The sequence below is a fragment of the Methylophilus glucosoxydans genome, from assembly GCF_042676145.1.
Lineage (GTDB): Bacteria > Pseudomonadota > Gammaproteobacteria > Burkholderiales > Methylophilaceae > Methylophilus > Methylophilus glucosoxydans.
In genome coordinates, this window is record NZ_JBHTJW010000002.1 from 529,987 (window position 1) to 549,645 (window position 19,659).

At 48.3% G+C, this 19,659-nt stretch carries 18 protein-coding genes; 3 read left to right on the forward strand and 15 right to left on the reverse strand.

What is annotated here, in order from left to right; all coding sequences use genetic code 11:
- Positions 1-202: 202 nt before the first annotated feature.
- The 8 genes from ACFQ1T_RS04960 to ACFQ1T_RS04995 form a co-directional block, all read right to left on the reverse strand.
- The gene (locus tag ACFQ1T_RS04960; RefSeq protein WP_379074511.1) at positions 203-583 is read right to left on the reverse strand and encodes a helix-turn-helix domain-containing protein; all 381 of its coding nucleotides are present in this window, start codon (positions 581-583) and stop codon (positions 203-205) included.
- Positions 584-923: 340 nt separating this feature from the next.
- Positions 924-1,646, reverse strand: a complete 723-nt coding sequence (locus ACFQ1T_RS04965; protein ID WP_379074514.1) for a hypothetical protein — start codon at positions 1,644-1,646, stop codon at positions 924-926.
- On the reverse strand, positions 1,643-2,824 hold the full coding sequence (locus ACFQ1T_RS04970) for a hypothetical protein (protein WP_379074517.1): 1,182 nt from the start codon (positions 2,822-2,824) through the stop codon (positions 1,643-1,645). The genes ACFQ1T_RS04965 and ACFQ1T_RS04970 overlap by 4 nt, the downstream gene beginning before the upstream one ends.
- Positions 2,821-4,737: an ORC-CDC6 family AAA ATPase gene (locus ACFQ1T_RS04975; RefSeq protein WP_379074520.1), complete on the reverse strand. Its 1,917-nt coding sequence runs from the start codon at positions 4,735-4,737 to the stop codon at positions 2,821-2,823. Before ACFQ1T_RS04975 ends, ACFQ1T_RS04970 begins: the two co-directional genes overlap by 4 nt.
- A complete protein-coding gene (locus tag ACFQ1T_RS04980; RefSeq protein ID WP_379074523.1) occupies positions 4,737-5,840 on the reverse strand; it encodes a phosphoribosyltransferase-like protein in 1,104 nt (367 codons plus the stop codon). Before ACFQ1T_RS04980 ends, ACFQ1T_RS04975 begins: the two co-directional genes overlap by 1 nt.
- Before the next feature lie 24 nt (positions 5,841-5,864).
- The gene (locus ACFQ1T_RS04985) at positions 5,865-7,790 is read right to left on the reverse strand and encodes a hypothetical protein (RefSeq protein WP_379074526.1); all 1,926 of its coding nucleotides are present in this window, start codon (positions 7,788-7,790) and stop codon (positions 5,865-5,867) included.
- A gap of 18 nt (positions 7,791-7,808) precedes the next feature.
- Entirely contained in the window at positions 7,809-8,414 is a 606-nt protein-coding gene (locus ACFQ1T_RS04990; protein ID WP_379074529.1) for an NADAR family protein, read from the reverse strand.
- Positions 8,395-8,607, reverse strand: a complete 213-nt coding sequence (locus ACFQ1T_RS04995) for a hypothetical protein (protein WP_379074532.1) — start codon at positions 8,605-8,607, stop codon at positions 8,395-8,397. Before ACFQ1T_RS04995 ends, ACFQ1T_RS04990 begins: the two co-directional genes overlap by 20 nt.
- Positions 8,608-8,775: 168 nt before the next feature.
- Here ACFQ1T_RS04995 and ACFQ1T_RS05000 point away from each other — a divergent pair, with 168 nt between their 5' ends.
- Positions 8,776-9,402, forward strand: coding sequence for a LexA family protein (locus tag ACFQ1T_RS05000; protein WP_379074534.1), 627 nt, complete (start codon positions 8,776-8,778; stop codon positions 9,400-9,402).
- 152 nt (positions 9,403-9,554) lie between these two features.
- Here the strand turns inward: ACFQ1T_RS05000 and ACFQ1T_RS05005 are convergent, their stop codons facing one another.
- From ACFQ1T_RS05005 to dapF, 4 genes are all read right to left on the reverse strand, one after another.
- A complete protein-coding gene (locus tag ACFQ1T_RS05005) occupies positions 9,555-10,136 on the reverse strand; it encodes a superoxide dismutase (protein WP_194748789.1) in 582 nt (193 codons plus the stop codon).
- Between the two features lie 184 nt (positions 10,137-10,320).
- The gene (gene xerC, locus ACFQ1T_RS05010; protein ID WP_379074537.1) at positions 10,321-11,202 is read right to left on the reverse strand and encodes a tyrosine recombinase XerC; all 882 of its coding nucleotides are present in this window, start codon (positions 11,200-11,202) and stop codon (positions 10,321-10,323) included.
- A 189-nt stretch (positions 11,203-11,391) separates the two neighbouring features.
- Positions 11,392-12,045: a DUF484 family protein gene (locus ACFQ1T_RS05015; RefSeq protein ID WP_194748787.1), complete on the reverse strand. Its 654-nt coding sequence runs from the start codon at positions 12,043-12,045 to the stop codon at positions 11,392-11,394.
- A gap of 33 nt (positions 12,046-12,078) precedes the next feature.
- On the reverse strand, positions 12,079-12,909 hold the full coding sequence (gene dapF, locus ACFQ1T_RS05020) for a diaminopimelate epimerase (RefSeq protein WP_194748786.1): 831 nt from the start codon (positions 12,907-12,909) through the stop codon (positions 12,079-12,081).
- Between the two features lie 166 nt (positions 12,910-13,075).
- Here dapF and metK point away from each other — a divergent pair, with 166 nt between their 5' ends.
- Together metK and ACFQ1T_RS05030 are read left to right on the forward strand one after the other, a co-directional pair.
- Complete coding sequence (gene metK / locus ACFQ1T_RS05025; protein ID WP_379074541.1) at positions 13,076-14,239, forward strand: methionine adenosyltransferase; 1,164 nt, start codon at positions 13,076-13,078, stop codon at positions 14,237-14,239.
- A gap of 113 nt (positions 14,240-14,352) precedes the next feature.
- Positions 14,353-15,606, forward strand: coding sequence for an HD-GYP domain-containing protein (locus ACFQ1T_RS05030; protein ID WP_379074544.1), 1,254 nt, complete (start codon positions 14,353-14,355; stop codon positions 15,604-15,606).
- A 53-nt stretch (positions 15,607-15,659) separates the two neighbouring features.
- On the opposite strand, the gene topA is transcribed toward ACFQ1T_RS05030, so the two are convergent.
- The 3 genes from topA to ACFQ1T_RS05045 all read right to left on the reverse strand — a co-directional run bounded on the left by topA (position 15,660) and on the right by ACFQ1T_RS05045 (position 19,654).
- On the reverse strand, positions 15,660-18,212 hold the full coding sequence (gene topA, locus ACFQ1T_RS05035; RefSeq protein WP_338655455.1) for a type I DNA topoisomerase: 2,553 nt from the start codon (positions 18,210-18,212) through the stop codon (positions 15,660-15,662).
- Between the two features lie 111 nt (positions 18,213-18,323).
- Complete coding sequence (ttcA, locus tag ACFQ1T_RS05040; RefSeq protein ID WP_275357675.1) at positions 18,324-19,265, reverse strand: tRNA 2-thiocytidine(32) synthetase TtcA; 942 nt, start codon at positions 19,263-19,265, stop codon at positions 18,324-18,326.
- A gap of 68 nt (positions 19,266-19,333) precedes the next feature.
- Positions 19,334-19,654: a hypothetical protein gene (locus ACFQ1T_RS05045; protein ID WP_379074548.1), complete on the reverse strand. Its 321-nt coding sequence runs from the start codon at positions 19,652-19,654 to the stop codon at positions 19,334-19,336.
- Between the last annotated feature and the right edge of the window lie 5 nt (positions 19,655-19,659).

A 19,659-nucleotide genomic window follows, 5' to 3' on the forward strand; every position in this document is an offset into this window, starting at 1 on the left:
CATGGCATTACAGGATATTTATTGTTTTTTATGGAGATAGAAATGCTGGCAAAACTTAACCATCAGACGTGTAAAAACGGCTGTTCTATCGATTGATGAGTGTGGGATGGGCTTGACGGCTGATCGGAAAACTAAGATACTGGCTTTGCACGGCGACAGATATCTGTTCCCAAAAAGGCGGGCCTCCCAAGGGTTCGCCTTTTTACATTTTGTGTTCCTCCCACTGTGTCTTGGCTGAGATGTTCAAAGTGAGACTGATAATGGCAAGCTCATCTTGTGTCATTCTCGGGAGGTATTCAGCAAACCTGAGTAACGCTTCTCTTTTTTTAAGGTCAATTTGCCGGGGAATTTTCAGGACCTCTCTAGAGCGGTCAGCGGCCTCACGTATCATCTGGGCTTCTTCTATACTCAAGCCTAGTTTTTTTACCAGGTGATTAATACCCTTAGTTTGTGGCGGTGGTCTATATCCTGTTTCCAGTGAACTTAGGTAACTCGGTTCCCACCCAATAATTTCGGCGCACTTTCTTTGCTTCAAATCTCTGCTTGAGCGTATTTCTTTAAGGGCGATGGAGAACGGAGTCATAAAAAAATACTAATCGAAATAACCGATTTAGAAAACACCTGGCCGGGCTAACATTTACTTAGAATCAGTTAAATTTTCGACAAAAAATGACTGATTTTTTCAGCCAAATTTTGCTCAAATTTCAATCCCATTTTTTCATTGATAGTCAAAGAAATTTGGGGAGATTTTTTCAGTCATTTATGGGGTCTGAAAATGGCAATTTTGGGAAGCAAAATCATCTTCCGTAATACACGTGGAATTTAATTTGTTTTACATTTCACAAGCATGATGCATGTGGTAAAACATGCAGTTGCAGTGGTGGCAATTACTCTGGCATGCATTCTTGGCGCAGATGCCTTTTTCATTCAATTGATGAGCCAAGGACAGAATCGTGACTGATATGATCATTAATACCAGGCAACCAGCTTTCAAACAGATCTGAATCGAGGACTATCTTAATTTTCCCAGACACCCTGAATGATTCTCCAGTGGTTAAATTAACCCTAGCCTTTACGAATACGTGCCCATCTTCAATTTTGGGCTTGGCGTTGCCGGTAGCTGCTAAAACGAACAATAAATAGCCTGATGGAAATTCTTTCGGTTCAATCACACTGGTAATGGTCGCCTCTTGATACTCATCAGGGAACTTCGAGAACCAGTTTTGTGAAATTTTCATTCCACTGCCTGTCTGAAATCTGGGGCGACTTGGAAGAGATAAGGCTATCTGCTCACGTTTCCAACGCTTAAAGTATCTTCTACGAGCAACAGCAAGTGTGAAGCCTTTGACATTGATACGCTCATTGGTGGGATTCAATACACCAACCTCTACCAGCAACGTAGCTCTCAGCACATCGCTGTACCCGTTTAACTGGCTCAACTCTTCAATCAGGCAACGACTAGTATCTTCCACGATAGCGATGCTTGGTCTACGCAACCTCATCCGTAGAAATTTGAACACGCCTGCTATCCAGGCGACGAGTAAAAGCATTGCCCATTTGAGCAGATCTACCGTGGTTTTATGTAACTCGATCCAATCGAAGACAGTTTCAAGTGGTGGTAAATCTGTGAATACCATAGCCATCATGCTTCATAAGCGCTGCCGGTGAGCAGCAGGGAAAAGATTTCCGGTTTGGATGCCTTTAGCTCTGCACCAGTCACGCTGTAGCGGTGCGGCTCGGAGTAAGGAATTGCCAGAACATGATTTTCATCTTGGCCTTGAGGCTTCATATTGAAACAAGCAAGGCCAACACCCAAGGTCATCAACTTGCTGGAAAGAGGTGTCACTACCAGCCTGCATCCCCCCAGTAATTGAAAACTGATGCGGTAACGTTCCATCGCCTTGAACATTTGCCGGTATGTTTCAAACGGATGCGCCTCATGTGTGTACATAACATTGGTGGTAGCAACACCCATTCTTTCAAATAGCGTCTCTCTATACTCAAGGATCAAACTATCTGCGCGTCTGGGGTTTTTGGATGGATGCGGTAGCACCGGGCATACCTCAGCATTACCCTGTACTTTTTCTGAGATGATTTTGTCCAGTTGGCCAGATCTGTTCTCACCCAAGACAGGGAACCAGACAAACGGCCAGTCCCTTGCACTCTCAAGGTTTAGAGCGCTGGAGAATCCAGGAATATTAATGAATTCGTTACTTGGGTCCTCAGACTTGATTTGCCCGTCGAGATTGGGGTCTTCACCCACCAGAACCTGAAAGTTGATTCCATTGGCATACAACGCATCAGGCTTGTTTTTATCAGGGATTAACTTACCCAATATCCCCACCAGTAGGCTGAGGTAAACAACTCTTGGAAGTGAGCTGACATCCAGAATGATGTCTGTGTACTGATCAATTTGTGCAATTACACTACGGACGCCAGCAGTCAGTATCTGCGTCGCCGTGGCATCGTTTTCCTCATCATCGTCGGATGATTCAGGGGCGCCGATGGGCAGTCTGGAGATGCTGCCAATTGAGCTGAAAAGCGCTTCAAGCTGCTTGCCGTTCTCTTCAGTTTGCTTCTTTAGTTCATCACTGAGTTCATAGCCATTGACTTCAATCAGCAATAATTTGGCATTTTCAACTTCGATCCCCACTTCATCTAGTGTTGAAAGAAATTTTTCCATAACTTTGATGACCCTGACATCAAAGCCTTGTCCTGCTATGTATAGCAGCTTAGGTTTTCTTTTTTTGAACAGGGAGTCCCATAACTCCGGAACTTCATTACCCCGTCTATACACATATTGTTGCCAGATCATCTGAGTCATAGTTCAAGGCTTTTACTAGAGTGTTTTCTACCTTTTTGTGCCCACTCGATAAGCTGATTGACTTTTATGTCCTGCCAGCCACCTAATGCTAATGGCAATCCATAATGCACGCACAATGTTCTATTCAGGTAGAACACTTGTCCGCCTTCTCTGCCTGTGGTGGCTTGGCTTGGCTTGATAAACAAAAGATTATCAGCGACACATTCAGTCAATACTCTTCTGAGCATTTTCATTTGATCCACTGCGCCGCCTTGAGGGTTCATCAACCGGTCTAGCTCTGAAAACGACAGGCGAATACCGGTGACGCCAGGCGCATAAGGTGCATTCGGCAAGATGGTTTTTTCCGTACAGAAACTACCGATTGAATCGATCAATGATTGGGCACGGGTGCCTTCTGCATGTGATCGCGGAATGAACTCGCGCTTCTTACGGGCAGCTTCTATAAAAAGCTTCTGTTGCTCAATCACGGTCAGCGAAGGATCAGTTCTCCTGAGCATCTGATTTGCTTCTATGCCGTCATAAAGTCTGGAAGCCAAGCCGATCAGTTCTTCAATATTGTTAGTCGCCATTGCACACAGAGTGTCCATACTGAAGTAGTAAGGCAGATTGGATTCATAATGTGCAAACAGGTCTGCTGCTCCCTGCAATGCAGAGCTGTCCCGTTCTTCAATTTCTTCAGCCGCTAGCGGAATGAAAGACAGTTGTCGGCTGTTCTCATTTCGTGAGATTAAAATCCTGGTTGAATACAGGGTACGTATATCTTCAAGCACCGGGGTATTTTTGTTAAAGACACTTTCTGCCTTAGCAATCCATTCCTGATACTGACTGACATTCTTGATGCGAGCGACACTCTTTTTAAAACTTTCTGTCGCTTTATTGAAGGGCTCTTTTAATTCCTTGAGGGGAATGTTGCTTTCCAAAAATTGCTCAAACTTGGCACCTGGAAAGAGTGTTTGTGTCTCAAAACGGCGTTCTAACACGTTTTGTGCAAATGACGGAAAACCATTCCTGCCTTTGAGAAGAGAGTCAATTGAATGAATACTGATGTCCCTGTCTTCCCTAGCGCCTGCGGAAAGTACCTCCGTATCATTTAAAGCCGATGTACGTTGCGCAAGCCATATTGGTTCTTTAGGCCGCATATCCATCAATTCCCTGATTAGCAAGTCTCGTTGCTTGCGCCGAAGTGCCTGCAAGTCATCGACCATGAGTAAACGGCGTGGAATTAGCTCGGTACCATCCTGGATAAATTTAACCCCTTGTAACCAGAGAACGCCTTCAAAGCGCACATGGGCAGGCATTTTTCCGGTGGCATCGGTCTCATTCAAAGCATCCAGGTGTGAATAGACTTCTCTTTCACATTTCTCTGCCCACTCAGCTAATATGATGGGTGAACTTTCTTTAGGAATGGCGGAGAGTTCCTGTAACTCGCCTGGATATACTAAGGTAATGTTGGAGAGCTGATCAATGGAGTTGACCTTCAATACAGTCATCAGACTTCGCAAAGCGCGTAATACAATACGGCAGTTCATTAGTGCTCTGAAAAGCCCATCATGCTGGATAGTAACATCAGTGGGTAAATCAGCATATCCGCTCAAACAGGTTAACTGTACTCCCAGCAGTTTAGGGCCCTCATTAACGTCCAATACGCCCAGTTCAATTAATACGTTGGCAGATTCTTTCATGTCAGGAAAGTCTTTGGCTTTCCAGAATGAGTTTAGAACAGACGGGGTAAATGCCCTGCAAAGCGTGGTTTTCCCACCTCCAGGCGGACTGACGAACAGGTGTACACCACCTTTGAATTCGTCTTCGGTTAAATTTTCTAAAATCTTGGGGGAGAAAATACGTACAAAAGCATCGTCCGAAGCAGTTCGCTCGGTCGCTCTTTCTTTGAATGGATTTCCGGATACAGCCATTAAAACTCTCGGTGACGACTTGCCCTGGGGAATAGGCCCTGAAATTTATCAGATGTCTCTGGCCCCCACAGCATATAAACTGAATTGTTTGGTGTGTTGTGTGACAGCACTATTGGCAAAGCACAATTTGCAAAGCCGTATTTCGCATCGAGCGTACCACCAACCTCGATGTTCTTATCAAAGTAGGCATGATCATAGTATTTATCTTCGGCCAACAGTGCATGGAAACTAGCATTGGAAGCTGATAATAATGAGGTGTTTTCTTCGATGATATGCAGCACTTTAATTTTGAGTGGTTTAAATCCGTTTTCAGACGTAAACCGCTCAGACCAGTATTCTATGTGATTAAGGGCTTGCCTAGTAGCGATATACAGAAGCAGGAAGATTTCATAGTGGTTCGTATCAATCAAATCGCCACGGGTCAGCCGCTCATATATCTTTTTGATTTTGCCCTTGAACTTGTTATCTGCAAAGCGAATGTATGTGTTGCCACTTCCGGAGAAATCATCAAGCAGCCAGATCAGATTGAACCGGGGTTTACTATTGGTAAACCCATTTTTTTTCAATGCGCCGGCTAATTCCTCGACCATGTCATCTGCTTTTTCGTCACTCAGCTCATACGCCTGCCAGATTTGCTCGTTACCGATTTGACCCTCACTGGAACGCCGAACTTCGTTGGTGCGTGCGCCATCACTCAATCCCAGGTATAAACTCTTGAGGCCTAATTCCTTGAACCTATCAGTTTTAGAAATTTTGGTTACCTGATAGTCCGGGATACCAGACTCTTCAGCGACTAACCGCACGCGCTCTTGTACTATCCAGTCAGGATAGGAGGTTTGTACTAAGTGTGAGAACTCTTCGTCTGAGACAAATACAAGTTTGCTTCTGACTAATTCAAGGGCTTGTTGTCGGTCTTGAGGATCGAATTGCTGAAGCCATAAGGCCAGGCTTTCTATGAAGCGTTGTCCAGGCCCAAAGCGCTGGTAGAAGTCGTACTTCTGATTTGCTAGCAATAATAATTCAGGGACATGGCTTAAATAGTCGTCTTGGCTATTCCAACCCATGACTTTGACCAATAACGACCGCGCATTAATGTCTTTCATATTTATTGCTTTTGTAAGTTAGTTTTATATATCAATTCTAAAAGTGTTGTTCTCAATTCTGATGTGACTTAAATACCAAAGGGTTGCGTCTACATAACGCTTATGATCTGGCGCAAATTTCCAGCCGCGATCCATCCTTCTTGATGGGATATCTACACTTAACGAATATCTATGCTCGAGAAGTGAAGCATCGTTCCCAGGCCAAGCGCCCTGATCTCCCATTGTTAAGATTTTATATGGTTCTATCTTATTTTGTTGGATTATGTCGGCAAGCAATAAGGATTTATTTACTTTCTCTTCAAGAACATCAATCGAATGCTTGCTTCTGACCATACGATATAAGTCAAGCCCTGCTTCACGGAGAGCATCCGCCAGCACAAACCACATCGGTTCAGTCGCAATCCCTTCACGGAAACGGACACTGACCTGATAAGGTGGCGTGGATCGAATATCTACAATTGGCGCACCCAGGGACTGCAGGCGTCTGACAATACGCGTGACATGACTGATAAATTCGCTGGACGCTGTCTCTTTGGGAACCTCCCCATTGAGTCTTGTCCTGCGGCCACCGTTATACAGTCCCAAATGAATCTCAGGCCATAGCTCTTCAGGGATGACCTCCTTGAGAGCATCTTGCATAGAGCCTCCACGACCAGATGCCACTCCCACAACGACACCCGCTCTCACTAATGCGATTATGTGATCAGCGATTTCCCGTGAGGGAGCGATTTCTTTGCGCTGTGAGGGACAAAGGGTGCCATCGTAATCAAAGATAATCGCTTTGAACTGCTGTTGCAGCATGTCATCGCGGGCTGCTTCCATGGCGCGAGTGATGGCAACCCGTTGTGTTTTTGCAGGCCAGTGTGCACCCAATACTTCTGCTTTTGAGTGAACCCCAAAATTGTTTTCATCATCGGGTTTGCCGACCAAGTTATTCACGTCTGCGTAGTACAAGTCCCGGCCGAATTTTTGCACCACTGGTTTTGCAGGATCTTTACCTAGCAATTTAGCGATGACTGACACCAGGTACATTCCTGTCACAATACCTTTGACCAAATCCACGGGTGCCGAACCGCCCACATTCACTGCAAGGCAACTATCTGGTTTGGGAATTAGTGATGTTGTATGTGACCATAGCGCTTCAAGTGAGGGGTCGATGAGCGCCAAGATTACGCAATCGTCTGGGCGTTCAGCCAGCCACAAGTGGCGACCATGCGCAAAAGACCTAAGATCCGCCAACTGGCAGTGCAGTAATGCTGCTTCTGCCAATTTTGATTCCAGGTCCGCTGCGACTGCTTTTAGTATGGGCGAATAGGTGACAAATACTGCGCCTGCCTTGATTGCATGCTGAGCAAAGTCTCCAATGCTGGCTGCCCATTCGATGATGCTTTTATCGCCAATCTTCAGATCATCAAATGACTGAGGGAACGGAGACTGGACGCCATCTAGTTCACTGTACGCACGCGCAATCAGAATGGCGTCATACAGTAGGCTATTGGTGGCTAGATAACCGTCTTTGTAAGGTAGGTCGAAGACATGCCGCTTTACTTCAAATAGTTCTTCAGCTTTCTTAACTAATGGGCAATTTTCCCGGTTGACCAATACATGGACCGTTCTAGCGCTTTGACGGCGTGCTCTGTCCAGAGCCTCACAAATATCCGGATTCTTACCTTCAGCTGAGATTAAAAAAACTGGGCTGGCGGATGCCAGGTTAGGGTTGCAGATGAGTTCCAGTGGAGTGGACGGTCGTGATACTCGACCAGTATATGCTTCGTGCAAGCTACACAACAGGGAAGCGACTGTGTAGGAACCACCTGAGCCAACACCTATAATACTGGATTCACTTACCCCTGCGATTGCTACTTTTAGTGCGTCTATGTCAGAGGACAATGCCTGCGTGTAAGTGTCACGAAGCTTTGAGAGCTCTTCTTCGTAGTGGCTAGGCGTCATTCATTTCCTTATTGCAGCTTATACAGCTGCATATTGCTGTTCACGTTGTCCCTGGGTTGTTGCAACTGGTTGTTGTATTTGGGTGGATGCAACTGCCATATTTTCAGTGCGCAGTTTATCTCTAAGTTCCATTAAAAGCACGCCGAGCATGTTCTTGCCTTTGCCGTCTACCTCGCCCCACAGTCTGTTCACCGCATTATCTACGGTCGCTGCTTCTACTAATCGTTTATCGCCAGTTGAAAGCAATAACTCCTTGAGTTTAGGATGCTGGGTAAATTTGGCATACAAAACACCCCTCATACGGTCAAACTTTGTTTTTGACCAGTCTGGGTGCACATCCCACACATACAGTCCATGGGCAGCCATTGCCACCAATGCGGGACTTGGGGCCGCGAGTAACCAATCGCGCACTTCCGGCTTCCTGGCTTTACCAGCTTGGTATGCATGCTCTGAGGTCGGGAAAATGATGCCCTCAAACATAACAGAACATCTGTACAGATTACTCAGTGGCCCATAAGGTTTTTCATTTGAACGATAGAAATGAATTTCATTCGACGGCACTTGAACAATCGCTGCCTCGTTTTCCGTTTCAGGCGTAGCTTGCTTAGGTTGTTTCCGCTTCATTTTTTGCACTCCTGCTAACTTTGTTGTCTGGCTCTATACCTAGAGTTTTTCCATGATCAAGCACCAACTTCTCAATGAGGTTGGAAAAGTTTCTGTGCTCAATTTTTGCTACACGGTCTGCAACTTCCTTGATGGACGGTTCCATACGCATTGATACCTGCACAGTCTTTAGCTTTTGTTTGGGTTTAGCCATATCTGAATTGTACAAAATGTATAGCAATTTACAATACAAAATATTTTATATGTAAATTATTTGTATATACATATTATATACTTGTGTTGCAAAATCCGCCGATTACTTTTTTGTATTAGCGATCAGTCGCAAGCTTACATCAAATTGATTAAGTGTTACAATTAATCAATGAGCGATGAAAAGTTAAATAGGAAAGGTGGTAAACGGCCAGGTGCTGGCCGTAAGGTCGGATTCCGTATCAATATGGAGGAGACCACGGTTGTCCGCATCTTTAAAAGTCAGAAGGAAGTGGTGGGGGACCTTGTAAAAGCACACGCAAAAAAATTACGACTCAGCCAAATCAAGGACAGCTTAGACTCGGTTGGCTTGATTACTCGTCCAAAGATGGCTTCTCCGCCTATAGAACTGCCAGCTTTTGAATCTAAAGTGCCAGCTGGCTTACCGTCTCCAGCGGATGAACACTTAGAGGGCTTTATCGACGTGAGTGGCTTCATGATCGATGAAGCGGAAAACACATTTATTGTCACAATTCAGGGTGAGTCTATGATTGAAGTCGGTCTGATGCCTGGTGATAAAGCTATCGTCGTTAAAGGCAAGCAAGCTTCATTGGGAGATATCGTACTTGTGATGGTTGATGGTGAGTTCACCGTCAAAACTCTATCCAAACAGCCCAACGGCTTACCTAAACTTCTACCAGAAAACTCTTCAGGTAAATATGCACCTATCTTAATCACAAATCAGATGGAGTTTGAAATCACGGGTGTAGTCACGGGTTCATTTAGGAGATTCAAATGAGCCATCAGATTTCAAGTCAAAAATGAATACATAAAAAAAGCCTCGAAAATCGAGGCTTAGGATTACGTATTTTTTAAAACAGTGTGTTTAAAAGATTACGTATTTTTTATACGGATTACGTATTTTTTATCATTAAATAACGACTCTGCGAATTAAGCAAAGTTTTTTGCTGCAAATTCCCAGTTAACCAGGTGATTGAGGAATGTTTCAACGAATTTAGGACGGGCATTGCGGTGGTCGATGTAGTAGGCGTGTTCCCAAACGTCGATGGTCAACAATGCAGTGTCGCCTGTGGTCAATGGGGTGCCCGCGGCGCCCATGTTAACGATGTCTACAGAGCCGTCAGCTTTTTTCACCAACCAGGTCCAGCCAGAACCGAAATTGCCGACTGCTGAAGCTTGGAAGGCTTTTTTGAACTCTTCATAAGAGCCCCATTTGGCATTGATGGCTGCAGCCAATGCACCGGTTGGCTCACCGCCACCGTTTGGAGACAGGCAGTTCCAGAAGAAGGTATGGTTCCAGATTTGTGCAGAGTTGTTGTAGATGCCAGCAGAAGATTTTTTTACAATCTCTTCCAGGCTGGCATTTTCAAACTCGGTGCCTTTGATCAGGTTGTTGAGGTTGGTCACGTAGGCTTGGTGGTGTTTGCCATAGTGATAGTCAAAAGTTTCTTCAGACATGTGTGGGGCTAATGCATTTTTTGCAAAAGGCAATGCTGGTAAGACGTGTTCCATGGAATTTCCTTTTTTAGGTTTGATTGAAATAACTGCCTGTCATGACTAAACGCAGGCGATGTGACTTTAGAGTCACGAGACTGGTAGAAAGTTTACCAATTTAGTAGGGTTATTTTGCCACAATTTATGCACTTGCAAAACCATGTGAGGACTAGGGTAAAGGCTAGGCCATTGATTCAGCCATTTATTTTTTTTTGGCACGCGGGTGTGCAGCGTCATACACTTTGCTCAAATGCTGAAAATCCAGATGTGTATACACCTGGGTGGTGCTGATATTGGCGTGCCCAAGCATTTCTTGTACGGCACGTAAGTCACCGCTACTTTGGAGTACGTGACTGGCAAAGCTGTGACGCAGCATATGAGGATGCACATGGTTATGCAGGCCCTGCTTGATGGCCCAGTCACTAATGCGCTTTTGGATGCTGCGACCATTGAGGCGGCGGCCTTGCTGGCTAATGAAGACCGCGGGTTGCTGTGGCTGTTTGAGCAGCCACAGTGGTCGCTGGGCCAACCAGGCCTTCAGTGCAGCAACGGCTTTGCTCCCCAGCGGGACCATCCGTGTTTTATTGCCTTTGCCGGTGACGGTGACCATGCCTTCGTTTAAATCCAGCCGGTCCAGATTGAGGCCGACCAGTTCGCTCAGTCGCAAGCCTGAGGAGTAGAACAGTTCCAGCATGGCGCGGTCGCGCACAACGATGGCGGTATCGCCCTCCAGTTCAACCAGTTTGATGGTTTGCTCGATGGATAAGGCATGTGGCAGCGTTTTGGCGGCTTTGGGTGCGCGCAAGCCGATGACCGGATTGGAGGGGAATTGGTGATGCAGGACCAGATAACGGAAGAAGCCGCGCCAGCTGGAGAGCATGCGCGCGATGCTGCGGCCACTCAGGCCTTGGCTATGCAGGGTGGCGATGCTTCGACGGATGTGTTGCGGGGTGATCGATTGCAGCGCGTTCCCGTGTTGCGCCAGCAGTTGTTCGAGGTCACGCTGGTAGTTGTTGCGGGTGTGTTCACTGAGACCACGCTCGAAATGCAGAAAATCGAGGTAGTCATCTAGCAATTCATGCATGCGAGTATCCGCAGGACTTTAACGATGAGTCAGCGGCAGCCAGTGCCCGCCGCAGTTGGAGTGACCATGCTTGTTCATGCGGACGCTGGGTCACAGCCAACGCGGCAATCTGGCCGCGTTGCCATGGTTGATTTACGCTGACAATTGCCGCAAGAAAATCCCTCTTGGCGGAAACCTCAGCGGGGGCTTTCATACGATATAGCGTGCCAGCGAGGCGCTGACCAGTTCACCAATGCGGTTAAGGAACAGGGTGCCCATGCCCGCATAAAAGCGGCTGCGTTGCTCGCTGGGGATGGCCATCAAACCAAACGTCACTTCCTGGTAGCGCATCGGAATCACGGCCAGCGAAGCCGGGGTTTCACTAAACCAGCCAGCAATATCCATGGTCGGCAGCGTGCCACAGTAAGGTTGACTCAAGTCTTTGGCCCAGTTTTTGAGCGAGTCTTCTGCCGCAATAAACAGGCTGTCTGGCGCATGGGCGTCATTGGCCCATAGTTTGAGTTGCGTATTTGGCAACTGAAACTGGCTGGACAAAAACTCGACCAGATGCGCATGCAAGGCTGGCACGTCTTTGGCATACAGCAAGCCTAAAGTTAGCTCGTGCACCTTGTTGGCGGTGGTTTCGTTTTCTTCTGCGGTCAGAATCAGCTCGGTGAATCTGGATTCCAGCACGCGGATTTTGTCGCGCTGGGCGATTTGCTGACGTTCTGCCAGTGAAATGGTGCCTTTGCCATGTGGGCTGGGCAGGAACAGCTCTGCCAGTAAGTGGGCATGACGCTCAAAGAAGTCAGGGTGTGCTTTGAGGTAATGCTTGATGTCGTTTTCGTTGATGCTTTCTTCCATGATACTGCTGTTCTTTATCTTAAGTTCTTTGTTTTAAATTTCAATTTCGCCGTCAAATACAATCTCTGCCGGCCCGGTCATCAAGACGGGCGACTCTCCGCCTGCCCATTGGATGGTGAGGATGCCGCCACGGGTATGGACTTTGATCGGGCTTTGTAGTGTACCCAGTTGGATGCCACTGACGGCTGCCGCGCATGCGCCAGTGCCGCAAGCCAGCGTTTCACCACTGCCGCGTTCATAGACACGCAAATTGATCTCATGCTCGTTCAGGACCTGCATAAAACCAGCATTCACGCGTTGCGGAAATTGAGGATGCGATTCTATTTGCGGACCAAGGCTGGCGACTTCGGCCGTATGCACATTGTCTACCAGCATGACTGCATGTGGGTTGCCCATGGATACTGCGCTGACTGTGATGGTTTCGCTCGCCAATGGCAATTCATAAGTGGTTGCTTGTTGCTCAGCCTCAAAAGGGATCTGCGCGGGTGTAAAACGAGGCGCGCCCATATTCACGGTGACTTGTCCGTCTTCTTGTAATTTGAGCGTAATCACGCCACTGGCGGTTTCGACTTTGATTTCGTGTTTGTCTGTGAGCCCTTTATCCACGACAAATCGCACAAAACACCTGGCCCCATTGCCGCATTGCTCAACTTCGCCACCATCTGCATTAAAAATGCGGTAACGAAAGTCCACGTCAGGCGTGGTCGTCGACTCGACCATCAATAACTGGTCGCAACCCACGCCAAAATAGCGGTTGGCGATGTGCTGGATTTGGGCATGGGAGAGGTTGACTGGGGCGCGAGTCGCATCAATGACGACAAAGTCATTGCCGGCGCCCTGCATTTTGGTGAATCTTAATTTCATAGCTCAAGATAATACCTTATCACGCCGTTGAAGGCATCCATGGTCCGCATATTTATTCCTTGTTGCCGTTAAACTCGGGTAGAATCTTCGTTCCCAATTTTGCGGTCGGCTTTAGCCTTTAGTCGATCGCTTTTATCAACTCTTTATACTTTTCAAGGCGTCAAACATGAGTGAATATCTTTTTACTTCGGAATCCGTTTCCGAAGGTCATCCTGACAAACTGGCCGATCAAGTTTCTGACAGCATTCTCGATGCCATTCTCGCCCAAGATCCGACAGCACGTGTGGCGGCGGAAACTCTGGCAAATACCGGCCTGATTGTGTTGGCCGGTGAGATTACGACGACAGCCAATGTTGATTACATCAAAGTCGCGCGCGATACGGTGAAACGCATCGGCTACGACAATACGGATTACGGCATTGACTACAAAGGTTGCGCGGTACTGGTGGCTTATGACAAACAGTCCCCGGACATTGCGCAAGGCGTCGATAACGCCAATGATGATCCTCTGGATCAGGGCGCGGGTGATCAGGGTCTGATGTTTGGCTATGCCGTGAACGAAACGCCACAACTGATGCCTTTGCCCATCTGGTTGAGCCACCGTGTCATGGAGCGTCAATCGCAACTGCGTAAAGATGGCCGTTTGCCTTGGCTGCGTCCAGATGCCAAATCACAAGTCACAATCCAGTATGTCGATGGCAAACCGCATAAAATTGACACCGTGCTGGTGTCTACCCAACATGCCCCTGAGATGACTTTAGAAGCCATTCGTGAAGCTGTCATTGAAGAAATTATCAAACCGACCTTGCCCGCAGAATTGATCAAAGGCGAGATCAAGTATCTGGTCAATCCGACCGGTCGTTTTGTCATAGGCGGTCCGCAAGGTGATTGCGGCCTCACTGGCCGAAAAATTATTGTGGATACCTATGGTGGTGCTGCACCCCATGGTGGCGGCGCATTCTCAGGCAAAGATCCTTCCAAAGTCGACCGATCAGCCGCTTATGCAGGTCGTTATGTCGCCAAAAACATTGTGGCTGCAGGTTTGGCAGATAAGTGTCTGGTACAGGTGAGCTATGCGATTGGCGTGGCGCAACCGACCTCTATCATGGTCGAGACCTATGGTACCGGCAAGGTGTCTGATGAACGTCTGACACAATTGGTACGCGAGCATTTTGACTTGCGTCCAAAAGGCATTGTCAAAATGTTGGACCTGTTGCGACCTATTTACAGCAAAACAGCAGCATATGGTCACTTTGGCCGCGATGAACCTGAGTTCAGCTGGGAAAATACCGACAAGGCGGCAGCACTGCGCGCGGCGGCAGGATTGTAAACAACATTCACGTAAAAGTAATTTTGAAGAGGGCATTTGCCCTCTTTTTTTATGGCTATTTGACCTGAATCAATTGTAAAATTGTTAGCAGTTGTATGGGGGTTGTAAACGGGATGCTTAAAACAATTAAAGTGAAGGACGTGCGCCTAGGCATGTACATTCATGAGCTCAAGGGGCCGTGGATGGATCATCCATTTTGGCGCAGCAAGTTTGTGCTCAAGGACCCGGAAGACTTGCAGAAGCTTCTTGCCAGCCGCATCCAAGAAGTGGTGATTGATGTCAGCCAAGGCCTGGATATTGCTAAGGTCAGAAAAACTTTGTCCGAACCCCCTCCGCAGCCAGCCTTGTCCGATAAGGAGCTGGTCATGCTTGAGCTGGATGGTCCGGCACCTTCCCCACCGCCCGCCTCACCTGATCCGAATAGACACACCCCGACCACGATGGAGGCTGAGCGAGAGCAAGCGGTTAAGATCATTGCTTCTTCGCGCAAAGCCATTAACTCAATGTTTCAGGATTTGCGCCTGGGTAAAGCAATAGAGGCGGAAGCAGTGATGCCCATCGTGGAAGAAATTTCTGCCTCTGTTACGCGTAATTCGCATGCGCTGATTAGTCTTGTACGGCTAAAAACGGTAGATGATTACACGTATATGCACTCGGTGGCGGTATGCGCACTGATGGCGGCCCTGGCAAAAGAGCTCAAACTTTCTGATGCAGAGATCCGTAAAGCCGGATTGGCCGGATTAATGCATGATATGGGCAAAGCTGCGATTCCGCTGGATATTTTGAATAAACCTGGCGCACTCTCTGATCAGGAGTTTGATATCGTCCGCCAGCATCCGCAGTTGGGCTACGATATGTTGCTTAAAGCGAATGTTGCCGATGAAGTCACGCTCGATGTTTGTTTGCATCATCATGAGAAAGTGGACGGAAGCGGCTATCCCAAGCGACTGTCTGGAGACCGCATTAGTATTTTTGCCAAGATGGGCGCTATTTGTGACGTGTATGACGCCGTTACGTCGACCCGTTCATATAAACCGGCTTGGGAGCCAGGTATGGCACTCAAACGTATGGCCAGTTGGGCCGGGCATTTTGATCCGGTCATCTTTAAGGCTTTCGTCAAGAGCTTGGGTATTTATCCTGTGGGGACTGTGGTAATTTTGAAGTCTGGCCGTTTGGCTGTCGTGGTCAGGCAATCGCCTGACAGTTTACTCAAGCCGGTCGTGAAGGTGTTTTTCTCCACAAAATCCAAAACGCGTATTCCCGTGGTTGAATTAGATTTATCCAAGGGAATGGATGAGATTGTAGGCAATGAGTCCGCTGCAGCCTGGGGCGTAGACAACATTGATCATTTATGGACGAATCATTAGTCCTCGCCATCGCAGCAACCAACAATAAATAAAGGGAGCTTAGCTCCCTTTATTTATTCTGCTTCGGTTTTTTTTGTGCGTTTGCTGGTGGTTGTCTTGGTTGTTGTCTTTTTGGCAGGCGCTTTTTTAGCTGTCGTTTTTTTACCAGTTTTAGTGCCGCCGTCTTTCGCTGCTTTTTCGGCCAATAACTCTAGCGCTTGCTCAACGGTTAACTCTTCCGGCGTCACACTCTTTGGCAGTGTGGCGCGGATCCCGCTATGTTGTACATAAGGACCATAACGTCCTGAGAATACCTCAATACGCCCCTCGCCTGAAGGGTGCGCCCCCAAATCAGCCAGCGGTGCCGGGCCCCCGGCAGCCGCCAACAGTGCGACTGCGCCTTCCAGCGTAATGCTGAACACGCTTTCAGTTTTTGGGATGGACTTGAACTTGCCATCGTGATTGACGTAGGGGCCAAAGCGGCCAATATTGGCGACGATTTTTTTACCGGTTTCCGGGTGTGCGCCCAGGTCCCGAGGCAGGCTGAGCAGCATGTGCGCCGTATCAATGTTGATCTGGCTGAGGGGAATCTCTTTGGGGATGCTGACGCGTTTTGGTTTTTTCTTTTCGCCTTCCACGGGCTGACCTACCTGCAAATAGGGGCCATAAGGGCCGTTCATCAGGTAAATGTCTTTTTGGGTTTCCGTGTCCTGACCGATGACGACCGGTTCGGCGGCGGCATTGGTTTCACCATCCAGGCTGCGTTTGTAATCACATTTGGGGGTGGCGTTGTAGCCGGTACAACCGATAAAGCTACCATAGCGGCTCAGTTGTTTCTGCAACTGGCGGCCACATTTGGGACATTGTTCATCGATGAGCTCATTGCCCGGACGTTCGACATCGGCCTTGACCTGAATCTGCTGGTTAAACCCTTGCCAGAATTTGTCCATGACGGGCACCCAGTCTAAATTCCCCTCCGCAATTTCATCGAGCTCGTTTTCGAGTTTGGCGGTAAAGTCATAGTCCACATACTGGGTAAAGTGCTCGGTCAAAAACTTGTTGACGACACGACCTACGTCCGTAGGGGTAAAGCGTTTCTTATCCAGTAGCACATACTCGCGGTCTTGCAAGGTGGAGATAATGCTCGCATACGTCGAGGGGCGGCCAATACCGTATTCTTCCAGTGCTTTGACCAGGCTGGCCTCAGAGTAACGCGGCGGCGGCTCGGTAAAATGTTGCTCGCCATAAATACGCTCAACGTTCAGCACTTCGCCTGTTTCCAGGTGCGGTAGTTTGGCCTCGGCATCTTCGTCGTCTTTGTCGTCGTCCTTGCCTTCCATATAGACGGCAATAAAGCCAGGGAAGACCAGCGTTTGCCCACTGGCACGGAACAGATTAGCCTCGGAGCCGACGGCCAGATCAACACTGACCGCGTCATATTTGGCCTGTGTCATCTGACAAGCCAGCGTGCGCTTCCAGATCATTTCATACAGTTTGAACTGCTCGTCATTCAGATATTGACGCACACTGGCTGGCGTCCGTGTAATATCGGTTGGGCGGATCGCCTCGTGTGCCTCTTGGGCATTCTTGGCTTTGGTTTTGTACATGATGGGCGCTTTTGGCAGGTAGTCTGCGTCAAAATGCTTTTTCACGTAGTCGCGGATTTGCATGACTGCTTCAGTGGCCAGGCTGAATGAGTCGGTACGCATGTAGGTAATCAAACCGACGGTGCCGCTACCCACGTCTACCCCTTCATACAGTTGTTGTGCAACACGCATGGCGCGGCTGGTGGTAAAGCCCAGCTTGCGCACGGCCTCTTGTTGCAAGGTTGAAGTGGTGAATGGGGCGGCCGGACTCCGGCTGCGTTGTTTTTTCTCAACGCGGGTGACCGTTGTTTTGCCGGCAGACGCCAGCAGCAGTTTGCCGACGATATCGGCTTGCTGGTCATGATTGATGACGGTGAACTGTTCGACTTTTGCCCCATTGAGCTGCACCAGCTTGGCTTCAAAACCATGCGCATGCTTGAGCGCACCCATATGGATGCTCCAGTATTCCTGACTGGTAAAGGCTTCGATTTCGAGCTCGCGTTCAACAATCAGGCGCAAGGCCGGGCTCTGCACGCGGCCAGCCGAGAGGCCGCGGCGGATCTTTTTCCATAGTAGGGGCGATAAATTAAAGCCAACCAGATAGTCCAGCGCGCGGCGCGCCTGCTGCGCATTGACCAAGTCCATCGAAATGTCGCGCGGATGATCAATCGCATACTTGACGGCGGTTTGCGTGATTTCGTTAAACTCAACGCGTTTGAGCAATTTGTTCTTGATCAGCTTTTTCTCAGCCAGAATCTCGGCAATATGCCAGGAGATGGCCTCGCCTTCGCGATCCGGGTCGGTTGCCAGATAAATGCTGTCTGCATTTTTGACTGCTTTGGCAATCGCATCTACGTGCTTGCTGTTGCGGTCGATAATGCCGTACTTCATGGCAAATTGCTGGGTTGGATCGACGGCGCCATTTTTCGGAATCAGGTCTCGTACATGCCCGTAAGAGGCCAAGACTTCAAAGTCGCCGCCCAAATACTTTTTTAGGGTTTTGGCTTTGGAAGGGGATTCTACAATCAGTAGTTTGGACATTGCGTAGTCTGTTTAAGCGTTGGCTAGATAATAGCAAGCGTTGCAACGGCTAGACAACCTTCCATACAAGAAAGTGCCGTTTTATACACCTGCCATCCTCAAATAGTTGTTTTATTCTTCAGTGGACACCGCAACTGGAAACGGTTTGCGTGCAAAGGCAATATGTTTTTCGTCTTGCGTGGCAATGGTCAGCGCCATGTCGTTGCTCGAAAATTTCTCATGGTCAAACATGGGATCTTCATCCTCCTCTTTAGCCTGGCTCAAATGCTTGAAGTCATACAAGTCAAAATCTGCCAAGTGTGAGGGCTCCACATTACCAATGGCACGGAAAATATTATTGATGCGCCCGGGTTGTTCACGCTCCCAGTTGTTAAGCATGTCTTTTACCTTTTGCCGCTGCAAGTTTTCCTGGCTGCCGCACAAATCACACGGAATAATCGGAAACTGCATGCCGCGTGCATAAGCGGCAATGTCTTTTTCGGCACAATAGGCCAGCGGGCGGATCACCATGAATTCGCCACGGTTGGTCGCCAGCTTGGGCGGCATCGCCTTCATCTTGGCCCCGTAAAACATGTTTAAGAACAAGGTTTGCACAATGTCATCGCGATGGTGTCCCAGCGCAATCTTGTTGGCACCCAATTGCTGCGCCGTGGTGTAGATAATGCCACGACGCAGGCGTGAACACAGACTGCAAGTGGTTTTACCCTCAGGGATTTTTTCCTTGACGATGGAATAGGTGTCGGCCTCGACGATGCGATATTCCACACCCAGTTTTTCAAAGTAGGCCGGCAGAATGTCGGCTGGAAAGCCCGGCTGCTTCTGGTCCAGATTCATCGCAATCAGTTTGAAGTTGATTGGCGCGCGTTCTTGCAGCGCCAGCAGAATCATGAGCATGGCATGGCTGTCTTTGCCGCCACTCATGCACACCAGCACGGTATCGCCTTCCTCAATCATGTTGTAGTCACCAATGGCTTTACCGGTGGCACTAATCAACTGGTTGCGCAGCTTTAAAAAATTCTGGCTGACATCGTCAGGGTAATGTTTGATCTTCATAGGCGCGCATTATAGCGGAAAGCCGGGCGTAAAAATGGTAAGTGTTTGATTATTTGAGGTGATTTTGTTTATTCCAGCGTAACATCTGCATCGCATCGCGTATCTGCAGCAATCCAGCGTCTGAATAATCGGCTGGCCGCACGGTTGAGCCTGGTCGGTAGCCAGCTTAAAAATTGCGCCGGCGCACTGACCATGCCGCAAAAATAACGTTTTTCAACTTCACTCCAGATCAGGGCGCGGCACGGGGTTTGATGCGGCCAGAGCAGGGTCAGACTCACCGGGCAGGGCTCGGCCGCACAACAGACACCACAGCCATTACAGGCTGCACCCAATTCGGGTTTGGGGGGCGCAGCAGCATGGATAGTGATGGTCTGCTCTTTAATCCGCATCGCTA

Excerpts from the sequence above, each read along its gene's own strand:
- ACFQ1T_RS04960 (WP_379074511.1), bottom strand. The coding sequence starts at position 583 with ATGACTCCGTTCTCCATCGCCCTTAAAGAAATACGCTCAAGCAGAGAT.
- ACFQ1T_RS04965 (WP_379074514.1), bottom strand. The coding sequence starts at position 1,646 with ATGATGGCTATGGTATTCACAGATTTACCACCACTTGAAACTGTCTTC.
- ACFQ1T_RS04970 (WP_379074517.1), bottom strand. The coding sequence starts at position 2,824 with ATGACTCAGATGATCTGGCAACAATATGTGTATAGACGGGGTAATGAA.
- ACFQ1T_RS04975 (WP_379074520.1), bottom strand. The coding sequence starts at position 4,737 with ATGGCTGTATCCGGAAATCCATTCAAAGAAAGAGCGACCGAGCGAACT.
- ACFQ1T_RS04980 (WP_379074523.1), bottom strand. The coding sequence starts at position 5,840 with ATGAAAGACATTAATGCGCGGTCGTTATTGGTCAAAGTCATGGGTTGG.
- ACFQ1T_RS04985 (WP_379074526.1), bottom strand. The coding sequence starts at position 7,790 with ATGACGCCTAGCCACTACGAAGAAGAGCTCTCAAAGCTTCGTGACACT.
- ACFQ1T_RS04990 (WP_379074529.1), bottom strand. The coding sequence starts at position 8,414 with ATGAAGCGGAAACAACCTAAGCAAGCTACGCCTGAAACGGAAAACGAG.
- ACFQ1T_RS04995 (WP_379074532.1), bottom strand. The coding sequence starts at position 8,607 with ATGGCTAAACCCAAACAAAAGCTAAAGACTGTGCAGGTATCAATGCGT.
- ACFQ1T_RS05000 (WP_379074534.1), top strand. The coding sequence starts at position 8,776 with ATGAGCGATGAAAAGTTAAATAGGAAAGGTGGTAAACGGCCAGGTGCT.
- ACFQ1T_RS05005 (WP_194748789.1), bottom strand. The coding sequence starts at position 10,136 with ATGGAACACGTCTTACCAGCATTGCCTTTTGCAAAAAATGCATTAGCC.
- xerC (WP_379074537.1), bottom strand. The coding sequence starts at position 11,202 with ATGCATGAATTGCTAGATGACTACCTCGATTTTCTGCATTTCGAGCGT.
- ACFQ1T_RS05015 (WP_194748787.1), bottom strand. The coding sequence starts at position 12,045 with ATGGAAGAAAGCATCAACGAAAACGACATCAAGCATTACCTCAAAGCA.
- dapF (WP_194748786.1), bottom strand. The coding sequence starts at position 12,909 with ATGAAATTAAGATTCACCAAAATGCAGGGCGCCGGCAATGACTTTGTC.
- metK (WP_379074541.1), top strand. The coding sequence starts at position 13,076 with ATGAGTGAATATCTTTTTACTTCGGAATCCGTTTCCGAAGGTCATCCT.
- ACFQ1T_RS05030 (WP_379074544.1), top strand. The coding sequence starts at position 14,353 with ATGCTTAAAACAATTAAAGTGAAGGACGTGCGCCTAGGCATGTACATT.
- topA (WP_338655455.1), bottom strand. The coding sequence starts at position 18,212 with ATGTCCAAACTACTGATTGTAGAATCCCCTTCCAAAGCCAAAACCCTA.
- ttcA (WP_275357675.1), bottom strand. The coding sequence starts at position 19,265 with ATGAAGATCAAACATTACCCTGACGATGTCAGCCAGAATTTTTTAAAG.
- ACFQ1T_RS05045 (WP_379074548.1), bottom strand. The coding sequence starts at position 19,654 with ATGCGGATTAAAGAGCAGACCATCACTATCCATGCTGCTGCGCCCCCC.